The following is a 15,027-nucleotide window of genomic DNA, read 5'->3' as shown; positions in this document are numbered from 1 at the left end:
GCGGCGGCGGCGCGCGCGCCGACAAGTGCCAAAGGGCAAATTATGACCGCTCCGCGTCTTTCCGCACAGCCAAAGCGCCAGACCGGGCCGAATCCGTCCGCGCCCGCGCAAACGAACGCGCGCCGCGCCGGCGCCGGATGTGCATTGCAACATGCACGGCGATTGGCTATAATGAGAATTATTCGCATTCACATATGAATGCCGCCCGTAACCGTTTGCCAGCCAGGTCGCAATCTCCCAGCCAGTGACGCCTCATTCTTAGACGCCACCCCACGCCAGGAGTACTGCATGCCGCGCCGTATCCGTTCGTCCGCTTCCGCCCCATCCGCCGCCCCGTCCTTCGCCCTGCCCGCCGCCGCCCGCCGGCCGCTGCGGCCGCACACGCTCACCCTGGCCGTGTCGCTGGCGCTGGCCCAGGCCGGCGGCCACGCCCACGCCGCCGCCGAGCTCGACGCCACGGCGGAAGCGGCCATGCCGATGGTCACCGTCAGCGGCAGCAACGGCGACGGCGCCCGCTACGCCGCCGGCGGCGCCTCGGCCAGCAAGCTCGACATCTCCCTGCGCGAGACGCCGCAGTCGATCTCGCAGATCAGCCGCGCGCGGATGGACGACTTCAAGCTCAACAGCGTCAACGACGTGCTCGCCGCCACCACCGGCGTGACGGTCGAAAAGGTCGAGACCGACCGCACCTACTACACCGCGCGCGGCTTCGACATCGTCAACTTCCAATACGAGGGCGTCGGCATCCCCTTCGTCTTCGGCAACGTCATGGGCGACCTCGACACCGCCGTCTACGAGCGCATCGACGTGGTGCGCGGCGCCAACGGCCTGAGCGCCTCGACCGGCAACCCCTCGGCCACCGTCAACTATCTGCGCAAGCGGCCCACGGCGCAGCTGCAGGCCAGCGCCGAGCTGAGCGCCGGCAGCCGGGGCAAGCGCCGCGCCGAGGCCGACGTCTCGGCGCCGCTCAACGCCAGCGGCAGCGTCAAGGGCCGCGCCGTGCTGGTGCAACAGCAGGCCGACTCCCACCTCGACCGCTACCACAGCGAAAAGACGGTCGGCTACGCCATCGTCGAGGCCAAGCTGGCCGCCGACACCGTCATCAACATCGGCCACATCAGCCAGGACAACAAGACCAAGGGCGGCATGTGGGGGGCGCTGCCGCTGTACCACACGGACGGCAGCCGCACCGACTACGCCGTCGGCACCAACACCTCGGCCGACTGGTCGCGCTGGGACACCCGCAACAACACCAGCTTCGTCGAGCTGAACCAGGGCCTGGGCGGCGACTGGCAGCTCAAGTCCACGCTCAGCCACAGCAACATGGCTTCGCGCGGCAAGATGTTCTACGTCTACGGCGTGCCCGACAAGGCCAGCGGCACCGGCCTGTTCTCCTACCCGTCGATCTACCGCGCCGACAACCGCCAGACCGTGCTCGACGTCAACGCCAGCGGCAAGGTGACACTGGGCGGCCGCCAGCACGAGGTGTCGCTCGGCGCCAGCTGGTCGCGCTCGCGCCTGAACGACATCTCGCTGTACGGTCGCGGCGTCGGCACGGCACTGAGCCGCGCCGACGACTTCACCGGCGCCTACCCCGAGCCGCTGTTCGACGCCGGCAGCGACGGCAGCCAATACGAGGACAAGCGCAAGACCGTCTACGCGGCCGTGCGCCTGAACCTGGCCGACCAGCTCAAGCTGCTGGCCGGCTTCAACTCCACCAAGGCCGACTCCAGCGGCACCGCCTACGGTGTCGGCGCCTACAAGAAGGCCAGCAAGACCACGCCCTACCTGGGCGCCGTCTACGAGCTGGCGCCGAACCTGAGCGGCTACGCCAGCTACACCAAGATCTTCAATCCGCAGAGCGAAGTCGACGGACGGGGCCAGCCGCTCGACCCGGTGATGGGCAGCAACGCCGAGCTGGGCCTGAAGGCCGACCTGCTCGAGCGCAAGCTGTCGGCCACGGCCGCCGTGTTCCGCGTCGAGCAGAACAACACCGCCGAGCAGGCCGGCAAGATCAACGGCCGCAACTACTACCGCGGCATCAACGCCGAGTCCACCGGGGTCGAGCTGGAACTGTCCGGTCAACTGGCCAGGGGCTGGACCGCCAGCGCCGGCCTGACCCGCTTGTCGATCAAGGACGGCGCCGGCCAGGCCACCCGCGTCTACGTGCCGCGCACCTTGCTGCGCAGCAGCACCAGCTACCGCCTGGCCTCGCTGCCGGCGCTGAAAATTGGCGCCAGCCTGAACTGGCAAAGCGAGGCCAGGCGCGCGCCGGAGGAAGGCTTCGTCGCCCGCCAGCCGGCCTACGCCGTGCTCGGCTTGATGGCCAACTATGAGATCGGCAACAACGTCAGCGTCGCGCTCAACCTCGACAACGTCACCGACAAGAAGTACCTGAGCAGCCTGTACTGGAACCAGGCCTACTACGCGGCGCCGCGCAGCGCCAGCGCCAGCGTCAAGTGGACCTACTAAGGTGCCGGCGATGAAATCCCTGCGCCCCGCCCTGGTCGTGGCGCACCGCTGGTTCGGCCTGGCGGCGGCGCTGTTCCTGTTCATCGCCGGCGCCACCGGCGCGCTGATCTCCTGGGACCACGAGCTCGACGCCCTGCTCAACCCGCAGTTGTTCAGCGCTAACAGCGGCAACGCCGGCCTGGCGCAGATCCCCGGCGCCGAGCTGGCCAGCCGGCTCGAGGCGGCCGAGCCGCGCCTGCGCGTCGGCTACCTGCTCACCGAGGTCGAACCGGGCCACACCTCGCTGCTGTCGGTCGAGGGCCGCGTCGACCCGGCCAGCGGCAAACCCTACGAGCTGGGCTACAATCAGGTCGCCGTCGACCCCGTCACCGGCCAGGTGCAGGGCCGGCGCGAATGGGGCGAGGTCTCGCTGAGCCGCGAGAACCTGCTGCCCTTCCTCTACAAATTGCACTACACCATGCACATCCCGCCCGGCTGGGGCATCGAGTTCGGCGTTTGGCTGATGGGCTTGATCGCCATCGTCTGGGTGCTCGACTGCTTCATCGCCCTCTGGCTGTCCTTTCCCAACTGGCGCAGCTGGCGCAAGTCCTTCGCCTTCCGCTGGGGCCAGGGCGGCCACAAGCTCAACTTCGACCTGCACCGCTCGGGCGCCGTGTGGATCTGGGCGCTGCTGCTGATGGTGGCGGTCACCTCGGTGTCGATGAACCTGAACGGCCAGGTGGTGCGGCCGCTGGTGTCGGCCTTTTCCACGCTGAGCGCCAGCGCCTTCGACAGCCGCCAGCCGCAGCCGCCGGAGCAGCCCATCGAGGCCGTGCTCCAGCGCGGGCAGATCATGGCCCTGGCCAAGGCCGAGGCGCGCAGGCGCGGCTGGACCGAGCCGGCCGGCGGACTCTTCTACTCGTCGGCCTACGGCGTCTACGGGGTGGGCTTCTTCGCGCCCGGCAACGACCACGGCGACAGCGGCCTGGGCAACCCCTGGCTCTACTTCGACGGCAAGGACGGCAGCCCGGCCGGCGCCAGCGTGCCCGGCAGCGGCAGCGCCGGCGACATCTTCATGCAGGCCCAGTTCCCGCTGCATTCGGGCCGCATCATCGGCCTGCCCGGGCGCATCGTCATGTCCACGCTGGGCCTGCTGGTGGCGATGCTCAGCGTGACCGGCCTCGTCATCTGGCTGCGCAAGCGGCGCGCCCGCACGCCGCGCTGACGGACCTGGCCGCCGCGCGGGCGTTGAGGGTCAGACCCTAGGGTCTGACCCTGAACTGACGCACGCGCTGATGCTACTGTTTGGGCCTTGTAAGCGGTGGCGTCACAAAGCGGCGCGGAAGCGCAGATAGTCGTCGGCGGTTTGCTGCGGCCGCTCTATCATCGGCAGGTGGCCGACGCCGGGCATGACGATCAGCTGCGAGCGCGGCAGCAATTTCTGCAGCACGGCGCCGCTGTCGACGTGGATCACCCGGTCCTGATCGCCCCAGACGATCAAGGTCGGCGTGGCCAGACTCCTCGACCCTGCCCTCCAGCGAGTCGGCGGTGAACTGCTTGAAGATCTTCTCGGCCAGCGCCGCGTTGCGGATCGGCTCCTGCGCCATGGCCTTGACGATGGGGCCGGGCACGAAGGGCGGATCGCTCATCACGAAGGCGATGGTCTCGGCGAACTCGGCCTCGTTGTGGGCCACCAGCGGATTGCGCCCGGTGGTGACGTAGATGTCACCCAGCTCGCTGCGCGGCGCACTCCACACGCCGGCCGGATCGAGCAGCCACAGGCTGGCCACCTCGTCCGGATGCAGCGCCGCGTAGCTCATGGCGATCTGGCCGCCCATCGAACTGCCGCCCAGGTGCAGGCGGCGCAGGCCCAGCGCCTGCGCCAGCGCGCGCACCCGCTCGGCCTGCGCCGCCGGCATGTAGTCGGCCCCGTCCGGACGGGAGGACTCGCCGAAGCCGGTCAAGTCCGGCACGATGACGCGGTAGTGCGGCGTCAACTGGCGCGCCACGCGCAGGAAGTTATCCTTGTTGGCGCCGAAACCGTGCAACAGGATCAGCGGCTCGCCCTGGCCGCCCTCCAAATAGGCGCTGTGCAGGCCGCCCGGCAGGTCGACCTCCTTGCGCACCAGGCCGGCGCGCTGGCGCTCCGCCTGGATGGCCAAACGGGCCGCCTGTTCCGGCATCGCGTAGACGAAACCGGTGCCGGCCACCACCACGGCGACCACGCCGCCCAACAACCATTTCAATGCGCGCATTCCTTCTCCCGAGTCAATAAGCTGTCAAAACTGTAACATACTTCACTCTTCAAGTGAAAACCGTCACCATCCCGCCACAGCCGCGCCGGCCTGACTGTTTTTACAAGGTTTCATATCGCAAAATCCGCCAAAACGTGGATAATGCCGACACCCCCACTTCCTTCAAGAAAAGCGGACAACCATGAAACAGAACTACATCAACGGCGCCTGGATCGACGGCGCCACCTCGGCAGCCAACATCAACCCCTCCAACACGGACGACGTCATCGGCCACTACGCCCAGGCCGACGCGCGGCAGGCCGAGCTGGCCATCGCCGCCGCCGCCGCCGCCGCGCCCGGCTGGGCACTGTCGAACGTGCAGATGCGCGCCGACGCCCTCGACAAGATCGGCAGCGAGATTCTGGCCCGCAAGGAGGAACTGGGCATCCTGTTGTCCCGCGAGGAAGGCAAGACCAAGCCCGAAGGCATAGGCGAAGCGGCCCGCGCCGGCGCCATCTTCAAATTCTTCGCCCAGGAATGCCTGCGCCTGCGCGGCGACAAGCTGCCCTCCGTGCGGCCCAACCTGGACGTGGAGATCACCCGCGAGCCGGTCGGCGTGGTCGGCATCATCGCGCCGTGGAACTTCCCCATCGCCATCCCGGCCTGGAAGATCGCCCCCGCCCTGGCCTACGGCAACTGCGTGCTGATCAAACCGGCCGAACTGGTGCCCGCCAGCGCCTGGGCGCTGGCCGAGATCATCAGCCGCGCCGGCCTGCCGCCGGGGGTGTTCAACCTGGTCATGGGCCGTGGCAGCGTGGTCGGCCAGGCTTTGCTGAACGACCGCCGCGTCAACGCCATCAGCTTCACCGGCTCGGCCGCCACCGGCGCCAAGGTGGCCCAGGCCGCCATCGGCCGCATGGCCAAGGTACAGATCGAAATGGGCGGCAAAAACCCGATGGTCGTGCTCAACGACGCCGACCTGGCCAACGCCGTCAACTGCGCCGTGCAAGGCTCCTTCTTCTCCACCGGCCAGCGCTGCACCGCCTCGAGCCGGCTGATCGTCGAAAAAGGCATCTACCCGGCCTTCGTCGCCGCCGTCAAAGAGAAGCTGGCCGCGCTGACCATCGGCGACGCGCTCGCCGCCGGGGTCGACATCGGCCCGGTGGTCGACGCCAGCCAGCTCGAGCAGGACATGGAATACATCCGCATCGGCCGCGACGAGGGCGCCACCCTGGCCTTCGGCGGCGAGCGGGTCGCCTGCGCCACGCCCGGCTTCTTCCTGCGCCCGGCCCTGTTCACCGACTGCAGCAACGACATGCGCATCAGCCGCGAAGAGATCTTCGGCCCGGTCGCCAGCGTGATCCCGGCCGACAGCTACGAGCACGCCCTGGCCCTGGCCAACGACACCGAGTTCGGCCTGTCGAGCGGCATCTGCACGACGTCGTTGAAGCACGCCACCCACTTCAAGCGCCACGCCCAGGCCGGCATGGTGATGGTCAACGTGGCCACCGCCGGCGTCGACTACCACGTGCCGTTTGGCGGCACCAAGGGCTCCAGCTTCGGCTCGCGCGAGCAGGGCACGTACGCCGCCGAGTTCTTCACCACCGTCAAAACCGCCTACTGCGGCGTGTAGCCCGGCGCAGCGCCGCGCGCAAAAGCGGCGTCAGCAAAAACGGCTCGCCATCCTCCGATGGCGAGCCGTTTGTGTCATGAGCGCGACGTCAGGAATCGGCGATGCCAGCTCACCCACCGGCGAAGAAACAGGGTCAGACCCTAGGGTCTGACCCTCACGTTGCGCCAGCGGTTTGTCGGCGCCCCGGATTTTCGTCAAGTGCAGTCAGCGCCCAGCATGCCGCGGCCTCAAGCTTGCTTGGCGACTTTATGCAGCGCCGCCACCAGGCGGTCGACCTGCGCCTCGGAGGTGAACAGCGACGGCGTCACGCGCACGCAGGCGCCCGAGGCCAGGCCTTCACGGTGGATGGTGAACACGCCGTGCTCCACCACCAGCCGCTTCATCAAGGCCTGGTTCTGCGCCGCCGTCGCCTGCCCCTTCAAACGGAAGGCGGCGATCGCGCTGCTCAAACGCGGGTCGGCCGAGGCCAGCAGCTCGATGCCGGCGATGCCGCGCGCGGCGTCGACCCAGCGGTTGCGCAGCCGCTGCAGCCGCGCCTGCTTGTTGGCCACGCCGATGCGCTGGTGCACCTCGAACGCCAGCGGCAGCGCCAGGAAGGCGGCGAAGTTGGCCGTGCCGGTGTGCACGCGCGTGCGCACGTCGTCGCCGTCCTGCTCGCCCATGTAGGGATCGATGTCGCGCACCCGGCCGCGCTTGATGTAGACGGCGCCCACGCCGACCGGCGCGCCTATCCACTTGTGCAGGTTGATGCCGGCGAAGTCGGCCTGCAGGTCGGGAATGCGCATGTCCAGTTGGCCGAAGCCGTGCGCCGTGTCGACGATCACGTCGACGCCGCGCTGGCGCGCCATGCGGCTGATCTCGGCGACCGGTAGTTGCATGCCGTTGCGGTGGTTGACGTGGGTGAGCAGCATCATCTTCAGGCGCGGATGGCGCGCCATCGCCTTGGCGTAGCAGTCGATCACGCCTTCGTAGCTAAACGGCTCGGGCAGATCAATCGACACCACCTCGACGCCACGGCGCTGCTTGAGCCAGCGCATGGCGGCGATCATGGCGTCGTAGTCGATGTCGGCGCACAGCACGGTGTCGCCCGGCGCCAGCCGGTTGTAGCCGCCGATCAGCGCCTGCAGCGCCTCGGTGGCGCCACGGGTCAGCACGATCTCGTCGATCCCGACGCCCAGCGCGGCGGCGGCGTTGGCCCGCACCGCCTCGAACTCGGCCGGGAAGTCCTTGCGCGCGTACCAGGAATTATCGTGGTTCACCTTCGCCGTCAGCCCCTGGTAGGCTTGCAGCACGGGCCGCGCCATCGCGCCCCAATAGCCGTTCTCCAGCTGCACGACGCGCTCGGTGACGTCGTACAGCGCGGCCACCTCGGACCAGTAGCCTTGGTCGGCCGCCAGCGCGGCCGGCGTGACGCCGGCCGGCGCGCTCGGCACGGCGGCCGCCAACTGGGCCACCGAGGCGCCCGCCTCGAACGCTGGCGCCGCCGGCGCCGCCGGCGCGGCCGGCGCGGCGCCCGCCAAGGCCGGTGCCAAGGGCATCAGCGCCCCGGCGCACAGCCAGTGGCGGCGTTGTTGATCGACGCTCAAAATTTCACCTTGTATTCGACGTACAGATTGCGCCCGTCCGTGTCGTAGGGCGCGTTGCGCGAGTAGATCAAGCCACGGCTGGCCTGGAAGGTGGCCTCGTCGGGGTATTTGTTGAGCACGTTGTCGATGCCGAAGCGCAGTGTGTGCATGGCCTTCACCTTGAAGCTGGCCGCCAGGTCGAGGAACTGGATCGCGCCGAAGCGCTGGAAGATGTCGCCGTTGGCGTTGCCGGTGCTGTCGGTCCAGGCTCCGTAGTGTCGCACCCGACCCAGCAGGTTCCACTGAGCGATGTCATAGGTGGCGCTGAAGGTGGCCTTCTGGCGTGGCAGGCGCTCCTCGAAGATGGTGCGCTGGGCGGCGTTGGTGGCCAGGCTGGTCGAGCCGCTGTCGACCTTGGTGGTGTTGTAGTTGTAGGCCGCCGTCAGGTTCAGCTTGCCGTCGCCCAGCCGGCTCAGGTGGCTGCCGACCAGGTCGACGCCACGGGTGGTGGTGTCGAAGTCGTTGGTGAAGTAGCTGACCGAGCTGTAGCGCAGCGGGTTGGGCGTGCCGGCCGGCACGGCGAAGGCGGCCGAGGTGCTGAAGCGGTCGCTCAGTTTGATGTGGTAGAAGTCCAGCGAGCCGGAAAAGCCGGCCGCGCCCTTCCACGTCAGCCCGGCCGAGAAGTTCTTCGACTGCTCGGGCTTGAGCGGCTTGGCGCCCAGCAGCACCGCCAACGGGTCGCCGGCGGCCAGGCGGCCGGAGGTGAAGATCTGCAGCGTCTTGGTGTCCAGGCCTGGCCGGTGCTGTTGGTGTTGAGCTGGCCCGGCGTCGGCGCGCGGAAGCCGGTCGAGTAGGAGCCGCGCACGGCGAGGTCCGGCGTGACGGTGTAGCGCGCCGACAGCTTGCCGTCGGTGGTGCTGCCGAAGGCGGCGAAGTGTTCGTAGCGGGCCGCCGCGCCGACGTTCAGGCGCGCGCTCAGCGGCACCTCGACGTCCAGATAGGCGGCATAGCTGTCCTGGCCCCAGCGGCCGGCTTGGCGCTCGCTGAAACCGGGCGCGCCGTTGGCGTTGGCCTCCAGCCCGGCGGCGGCGCCCGGCCCCACCGCGTAGGAGGCCGGGTCGCCGGCCTTGACGCGGTAGGTCTCGTTGCGGAACTCGGCGCCGAAGCCGACGTTGACCGGCCGCGCCAGCGCCGCCACGCTCCACTCGTAGTTGAAGTTGGCGTTGGCGATCTTCTCTTCCTGCGCCAGCTGGCCCAGGTAGAACGCGGTCGGGCTGGCCGAGCCGAGCGAGGCGTTGATCGAGTTGGCCAGGTGGTAGTCGATGCGGTTGCGGCCGTAGGAGGCGCCCAGGCCCCAGTTGAAGGTGTCGCTGAACTGGCCGCGCAGGCCGGCCACCAGTTGCAGGTCGTCCTGCTCGTTGCGGTACTGCGGGCTGAAGCCGGTCGGGTAGACGCTGCGCAGGCCCCAGCCGGGGAACACGCCGGTGGTCTTGAAGGCGCCGCTGGTGGTGTCCGGGTTGCGCCAGTTGAAGTCGGAGGTGCCGTCGCTGGCGCCGAACAGGCCGTGGCCGTACCACACCGTCTCGGCGCCCAGCGGCACGCTGGCGTTGAAGCCGGCGCGCTTGCTGTCGAGTTCCGGCTGGCCCCAGCGCTGCACCGGGTTCGCCACGTTCAAGCTTGGATGGGCGGCCTGGAAGGCGATGGCGTCGGCGCGCTGGCGCGTGCGCGAAGTGGGCTCCGACTTGCCCAGCTCGGCGAACAGCACCACCCGGCCGCCGTCGCCGATGGCGAAGCCGGTCTTGGCGTTGAACTCGTAGCCGGCGCCGTCGCCCTCCGAATAGCGCGAATGGCGCAGCGCCAGCTCGCTGCCGAGCGCGTCGTCGAGGATGATGTTGATGACGCCGGCGATGGCGTCCGAGCCGTACTGGGCCGAGGCGCCGTCGCGCAGCACCTCGATGCGCTTGATCGCGCTGGTGGGGATCTGCGCCAGATCGGGCGCCTGGGCGCCGCGCGCGCCGAGCAAGGCGCTGCGGTGGAAGCGGCGGCCGTTGACCAGCACCAGGGTCTGGTCGGGCGACAGGCCGCGCAGCGTGGCCGGCCGCACGAAGACCTGGCCGTCGGCCATCGGCAGGCGCTGCACCACGTAGGACGGCACCAGCTGGGCCAGGATGTCGTTCAGGTCGGACGACTCGACGGCGCCGATGTCCTCGCGGCTGAACACGTCGACCGGCGCCATGGTGTCGAACTGGGTGCGGTTGGCGCCGCGCGTGCCGGTGACGATCACCGCCGCCGCCGGCGTGTCGGCCTGGCCGTCGCGCGCCACGGCGCCGGCCGGCGCCGCGTCGGCCGCCTGGGCCTGGTGCGCGCACAGCAGCGCGTTGAGGGTGAGCAGCGCGGCGGCGCTGGCGAGCTGGGTACGTTGGAAGGTCATTGCGCTATTCTTTGCTGTAGACATAAAGGAAACCCGGGGTTCTGCGGGGGACGGTGCCGCTGGCATCCATCAAGTGGCGAGGCCACCGGCATGGTATGCAATCCGTGTTTCAACAGTATGACTTGCAAGCGAATAGTGTTGGAAAGCTTGACAATGAAATCACATCGGCGGCACGCCGTGCGGCGCACCCGGAGCGGGCTTGCCGGTCTAGCCGGGGCGCGCGTTCAGTCTGGCGTCGAGCAGGTCGACGACGCCCAGGCGCTGCTTGTTCGCCGTCTCGTAACGGCGCAAGGCGCGCAGGTCGGAGCGCGACAGGCCGTCCAGCCGGACGCCGATTTCATCGACGGTCAAATGGTCGTAATGGCTGATCGGCAAGTCACGGTCGGCCGCCGCGCCGCTGCGCTCCTGCTCGCGCCGTCCCTGGGTTTCGCCGTACTCGGCGCGCTGCTTGTTGACGATGCGCGCCGCCACTTCATCCTCCCGGCCCGGATAGCGGCCCTCCTCCTTGAACTTGCTTTCCAGCTCCTTGTACTCGTGTTCCCGCTTGGGATCGGCTCCTTTTGGCATGATGGTCCTCCGTGCGTTCGTATGTTGGACCATCTTACAAAGACGGCGTCCGGGCCGGCGCACGTCTGCCGCCGGACGCCTTCGATGATGCGTTTCAGTAAATCTTGCTTCCGTCAAGCACTGCAATTAGTGTTGTTACTCTACAAAGAAATATTGCTAGATCTGCAAAGCGCTCGCTGCTACACTTGCTCGGCCCGGAGGAGACGCCGGGTTGCACAAGGAACGCCAATCAGCGGCCCGAGCCGGCGATGGCGACGACAATGGACAACAACAATAAGCGCCCAATGAATATCGCAAACATCAAGATCGGCTACCGGCTGACCATCGCTTTTTCCCTGACAACACTGATGCTGGCCGTGGTGGTGGGCATGGGCGCGGCCGGCCTGCGCCGCACCGGCGCCGAGATCGAACAGACGGTGCACCTGCGCTATGACCAGATCAGTCTGCTCAACCAGTTGAAGGAGGCGCTGGAAAGCCAGGCGGCCGGACTGCGCGACCTGCTGCTGGCCGGCGACTCCGAGCAGGCCGAGCAACTGGCCCGCATCGAGCACAGCGGCAAGTCGGTCGAGCAGCTGCTGGCCCGCTACGACGCCCTGCCGGCCGTGGCCGCGCCGCATGCGGCGCAGCCCAACGGCACGGCACCGCAGGCGGCGCAGGCCAACGGCGCAACGCCGCAGGCGGCGCTGCGGGACGCCCGCGCCCGCTACCTGCCGGGCCGCGACAAGCTGCTGGCCATGGTGCGCGGCGGCGAACGCGACCGCGCCGTCGCCCAGCTCTACCAGCAGGCCGGCCCGGCCCACGCCGCCGCCATGGCCGCGCTCGACCAGCTGATCGCCGTGCAGGTGGCGCAGATGCGCGCCGGCGGCGCCGAGGCCTCGCAGCAGGCGCGCACCTTCGCCACGGCGATGATCGCGCTGGGCGTGGCCGGCGGCCTGCTCAGCCTGTTCACGGCCTGGTATATCACGCGCGGCATCGTGCGCCCGATCAAGCACGCCGTGCGGGTGGCGCGCACCGTCGCCGGCGGCGACCTCAGCTCGCAGATCGAGGTGCGCTCGCGCGACGAGATCGGCCAGTTGTCGCAGGCGCTGCGCGAGATGAACGCCAGCCTGGTCGGCATTGTCGGCGAGGTGCGCGGCGGCACCGACACCATCGCCACCGCCTCGGCCGAGATCGCCGCCGGCAACCTCGACCTGTCGGCCCGCACCGAGCGCCAGGCCGGCGAGCTGGCGGAGACCGCCTCGTCGATGGAGCAGCTCACCGCCACCGTCAAGCAAAACGCCGCCAACGCCGAGCAGGCCGACGCCCTGGCCCGCTCGGCCTCGGCGGTGGCCGGCCGGGGCGGCGCCGTGGTCGGCCAGGTGGTCGGCACCATGGCCAACATCAACACCGCCTCGCGCAAGATCGTCGACATCATCGGCGTTATCGACGGCATCGCCTTCCGCACCAACATCCTGGCGCTCAACGCGGCGGTCGAGGCGGCGCGCGCCGGCGAACAGGGCCGCGGCTTCGCCGTGGTCGCCAACGAGGTGCGCGTGCTGGCCCAGCGCTCGGCCGCCGCCGCCCACGAGATCAAGGCGCTGATCGGCGACTCGGTGGCCCAGGTCGACGCCGGCGCCCGCCTGGCCGACCAGGCCGGCAGCACAATGGACGAGATCGTCGCCAGCGTGGCGCGGGTCACCGGCATCATGGGCGAGATCGCCGCCGCCAGCCGCGAGCAGCTGTCCGGCATCGAGCACATCAACCAGGCCATCGCCTCGATGGACCAGACCACGCAGCAGAACGCGGCGCTGGTCGAACAGGCCACGGCGGCCGCCTCGACCATGCAACAACAGGCCGCCCACCTGCTCGGCGCGGTCGGCGTGTTCAAGCTGGGCGCGCAGGCGGCAACGGCGGCGGCAACGGCGGCCGGCGCCGACGGACGAGCCACGACCGGCCCGCGCGGCGTCGCCAGCGTGACGCCGCTGCAAAGCAAGCACGGCCGTCAGCGCCTGCTGCCGGCGCCGGCCGTCCCGCCACGCCAGCGCGCCGGCGGCGTCGAATAGAAATTACATCTGTACAATAGTTGGTTCTTGTTGACCATTTTCATGGTGGCAATTCCAAGACATGGCACGATCGACTCTCCCGCCACCACCGGAGATCGCCATGTCCTCCGCCGAGTTCCCGCCCTCGCCGCCCCGGCGCCTGCGGACCCGCGTGTAAAAGCACAAAAGGCAAGAAAATGGATTTATCTTAGCAAATATCTAAGCGTACTCAAGTGACAATCGATATAATATTGGCAATTCCAGCCGCCGCGCCCAAGCGCCGGCGCCGTCCGACATTCATTCATTCACCACGGAGAACCGCATGCGCATCAACCACACCGCGTCCAAACACCCCTTCAGCGCCGCCCGCCTGAGCTGCCTGGCCATCGGCGCCGCCCTGAGCTGCCTCAGCCCGGCCGCCCTGGCCCAGGTCAGCTCGATGGTCGCCAACGGCAACTACTCCTACGACGGCAACGCCAACACCGCGCTGGTCGACAGCTTCCCGACCAACAACAGCGGCAGCGTCGACGTGCTCAACTTCAGCAACGGCGCCAACCGCAGCGAGACCGTCCTGCACAGCTACGGCGACGTCAACGGCAACTTCGGCAGCCGCGCCTCCGGCGCCGGCATCTACGCGGTCAACGGCGGCTTCAAGATCGTCCAGTCGTTCACCAACACCAGCGCCGTCGCCCAGCTCGGCAGCTTCCACTTCCAGATCACCCCCGGCGCGCTGCAAAACAGCATCGGCAGCGCGCTGACCGGCAACCAGTACGTCGAGTCCGGCCTGAGCTTCAACCTGCAGCGCGGCGGCAGCTCGCTGTGGAACAGCGCCGCCTGGCTGCGCAGCGACGCCGCCGGCACCAACTTCATCGCCGGCGGCGACACCTCGCTGTACAGCGGCGCCGGTGGACTGTACAACGTCAACGGCCTGTCGCGCGACGTCAACCTGGGCGTCATCAACGCCGGCGAGACCATCCAGCTGACCTACACCCTGAACACCTACGCCAACGGCGACACCGTCGCCGGCCCGGACCGCTGGGTGCCGCCGGGCGACTTCGTGGTGCCCGAGGGCTGGAGCAGCTGGGACGGCTGCACCCGCGGCATGGCCGCCGCCTCGATGTCGACCGGCGGCTGCGGCCTCGAGCCGGGCGACGTCATCCACACCGACGGCCACTGGGTGGCGGGCGACGTCAGCGGCTCGCACGCCAGCTCGGGCGATCCGTTCCGCATCCAACTGGCGGACTACGGCATCGGCTTCAACGTCGACAGCGGCGGCAACACCCTGGGCGAAGTCAGCCTGTCGCCGGTGCCGGAACCGACCACCTACGCCATGCTGTTGGGCGGCATGGGCCTGATGGGCGTGCTGGCCGCGCGCCGCCGCCGCCGCGACGGCCGCTGATCGTCGCCTTTAGCTGGCCGCAGGGTCAGACCCTCGGGTCTGACCCTCGTTTTGGGCCGCGCAACACTACATCAACTCCTCCAACACCGCGCGCAACTGCGCCATGTCGTCGACCACGCGCAGCGCGCCGGGAAAATCGTAGTGCCGCGTCAGCGCGTTGCGCAGGACGATGCAGCGCAGCCCGGCGGCGCTGGCCGCCTGCAGGCCGCGCGGCGAATCCTCCACCACCACGCACTGCGCCGCGTCCAGGCCGAGCCGCTCCAGGCCGAGCAAATAGGGCTCGGGCGAGGGCTTGCTGTTGGCGTAGGACTCGTGGGTCAGCACGAACTCGAAGTGCTGGCGCAGCGGCAGGCGGGCGTGGATGATGTCGAAGTGCTCGGCGCGCGAGCTGGTCACCACCCCCATGCGCAGCCGCGGCGCCAGCGCCGCCAACAGCTCGGCCACGCCGGCGATGGCCGGAATATGCTCGGCCGCCAAACGCTCGCTGTACTGGCGGTTGCGGCCCTCGCGCAGCGCGGCGATCTGCGCCGCCGTGACGCCGCGCGCCGCCAGCAGATGCCAGGCGCCGCAATTGTCGACCAAATACCAGTCGAAGAACTGGCGCTCGCTCAGCGCGATCCGGTGGCGCGCGAACAGCTCGCGGTTCGACTCGTAGAACAGCTGCTCGGTGTCGACCAATACGCCGTCGTTGTCCCATAAAACCCCAGCTAACATAGGCGGCATCCC

9 protein-coding genes and 2 pseudogenes are annotated in these 15,027 nt (G+C 69.0%); 5 read left to right on the top strand and 6 right to left on the bottom strand.

Features of this window, described 5'->3' with window-relative positions; genetic code table 11:
• The first annotated feature begins 288 nt into the window (after window positions 1-288).
• Both QC826_RS12945 and QC826_RS12940 read left to right on the top strand, forming a co-directional pair.
• A complete protein-coding gene (locus tag QC826_RS12945) occupies window positions 289-2,472 on the top strand; it encodes a TonB-dependent siderophore receptor (RefSeq protein WP_279765970.1) in 2,184 nt (727 codons plus the stop codon).
• A gap of 19 nt (window positions 2,473-2,491) precedes the next feature.
• On the top strand, window positions 2,492-3,676 hold the full coding sequence (locus tag QC826_RS12940; protein ID WP_279766469.1) for a PepSY domain-containing protein: 1,185 nt from the start codon (window positions 2,492-2,494) through the stop codon (window positions 3,674-3,676).
• Window positions 3,677-3,778: 102 nt separating this feature from the next.
• Here QC826_RS12940 and QC826_RS31605 read toward each other — a convergent pair.
• Window positions 3,779-4,634 (bottom strand): annotated as a pseudogene (locus tag QC826_RS31605) (alpha/beta fold hydrolase).
• A gap of 253 nt (window positions 4,635-4,887) precedes the next feature.
• Here QC826_RS31605 and QC826_RS12925 point away from each other — a divergent pair.
• Entirely contained in the window at window positions 4,888-6,318 is a 1,431-nt protein-coding gene (locus QC826_RS12925; RefSeq protein WP_279765969.1) for an aldehyde dehydrogenase family protein, read from the top strand.
• A gap of 227 nt (window positions 6,319-6,545) precedes the next feature.
• On the opposite strand, the gene QC826_RS12920 is transcribed toward QC826_RS12925, so the two are convergent.
• The 4 genes from QC826_RS12920 to QC826_RS12905 all read right to left on the bottom strand — a co-directional run bounded on the left by QC826_RS12920 (window position 6,546) and on the right by QC826_RS12905 (window position 10,881).
• Window positions 6,546-7,904 carry an aminotransferase class V-fold PLP-dependent enzyme gene (locus tag QC826_RS12920; protein ID WP_279765968.1) on the bottom strand — a complete coding sequence of 453 codons (1,359 nt, stop codon included), beginning with the start codon at window positions 7,902-7,904 and terminating at the stop codon, window positions 6,546-6,548.
• Window positions 7,901-8,611 (bottom strand): TonB-dependent receptor domain-containing protein, encoded by a 711-nt coding sequence (locus QC826_RS12915; protein ID WP_279766467.1) that lies wholly within the window; start codon window positions 8,609-8,611, stop codon window positions 7,901-7,903. The genes QC826_RS12920 and QC826_RS12915 overlap by 4 nt, the downstream gene beginning before the upstream one ends.
• Window positions 8,551-10,314 (bottom strand): TonB-dependent receptor plug domain-containing protein, encoded by a 1,764-nt coding sequence (locus QC826_RS12910; RefSeq protein WP_279765967.1) that lies wholly within the window; start codon window positions 10,312-10,314, stop codon window positions 8,551-8,553. Before QC826_RS12910 ends, QC826_RS12915 begins: the two co-directional genes overlap by 61 nt.
• Before the next feature lie 207 nt (window positions 10,315-10,521).
• Complete coding sequence (locus tag QC826_RS12905; protein ID WP_279765966.1) at window positions 10,522-10,881, bottom strand: hypothetical protein; 360 nt, start codon at window positions 10,879-10,881, stop codon at window positions 10,522-10,524.
• 284 nt (window positions 10,882-11,165) lie between these two features.
• Here QC826_RS12905 and QC826_RS12900 point away from each other — a divergent pair, with 284 nt between their 5' ends.
• Both QC826_RS12900 and QC826_RS31600 read left to right on the top strand, forming a co-directional pair.
• Window positions 11,166-12,923, top strand: a complete 1,758-nt coding sequence (locus QC826_RS12900) for a methyl-accepting chemotaxis protein (RefSeq protein WP_279765965.1) — start codon at window positions 11,166-11,168, stop codon at window positions 12,921-12,923.
• Between the two features lie 1,273 nt (window positions 12,924-14,196).
• Window positions 14,197-14,301, top strand: a pseudogene (locus QC826_RS31600) (PEP-CTERM sorting domain-containing protein); the annotation flags it as partial.
• 66 nt (window positions 14,302-14,367) lie between these two features.
• On the opposite strand, the gene QC826_RS12890 reads toward QC826_RS31600, so the two are convergent.
• Window positions 14,368-15,015 carry an HAD family hydrolase gene (locus QC826_RS12890; RefSeq protein WP_279765963.1) on the bottom strand — a complete coding sequence of 216 codons (648 nt, stop codon included), beginning with the start codon at window positions 15,013-15,015 and terminating at the stop codon, window positions 14,368-14,370.
• Window positions 15,016-15,027 lie beyond the last annotated feature (12 nt).

It is taken from the genome of Rugamonas sp. DEMB1, assembly GCF_029834475.1.
Taxonomy (GTDB): Bacteria; Pseudomonadota; Gammaproteobacteria; order Burkholderiales; family Burkholderiaceae_D; genus Rugamonas; species Rugamonas rubra.
The sequence above is the reverse complement of the archived record's forward strand: the minus strand, read 5'-3'. Positions and strand labels throughout refer to the sequence as shown.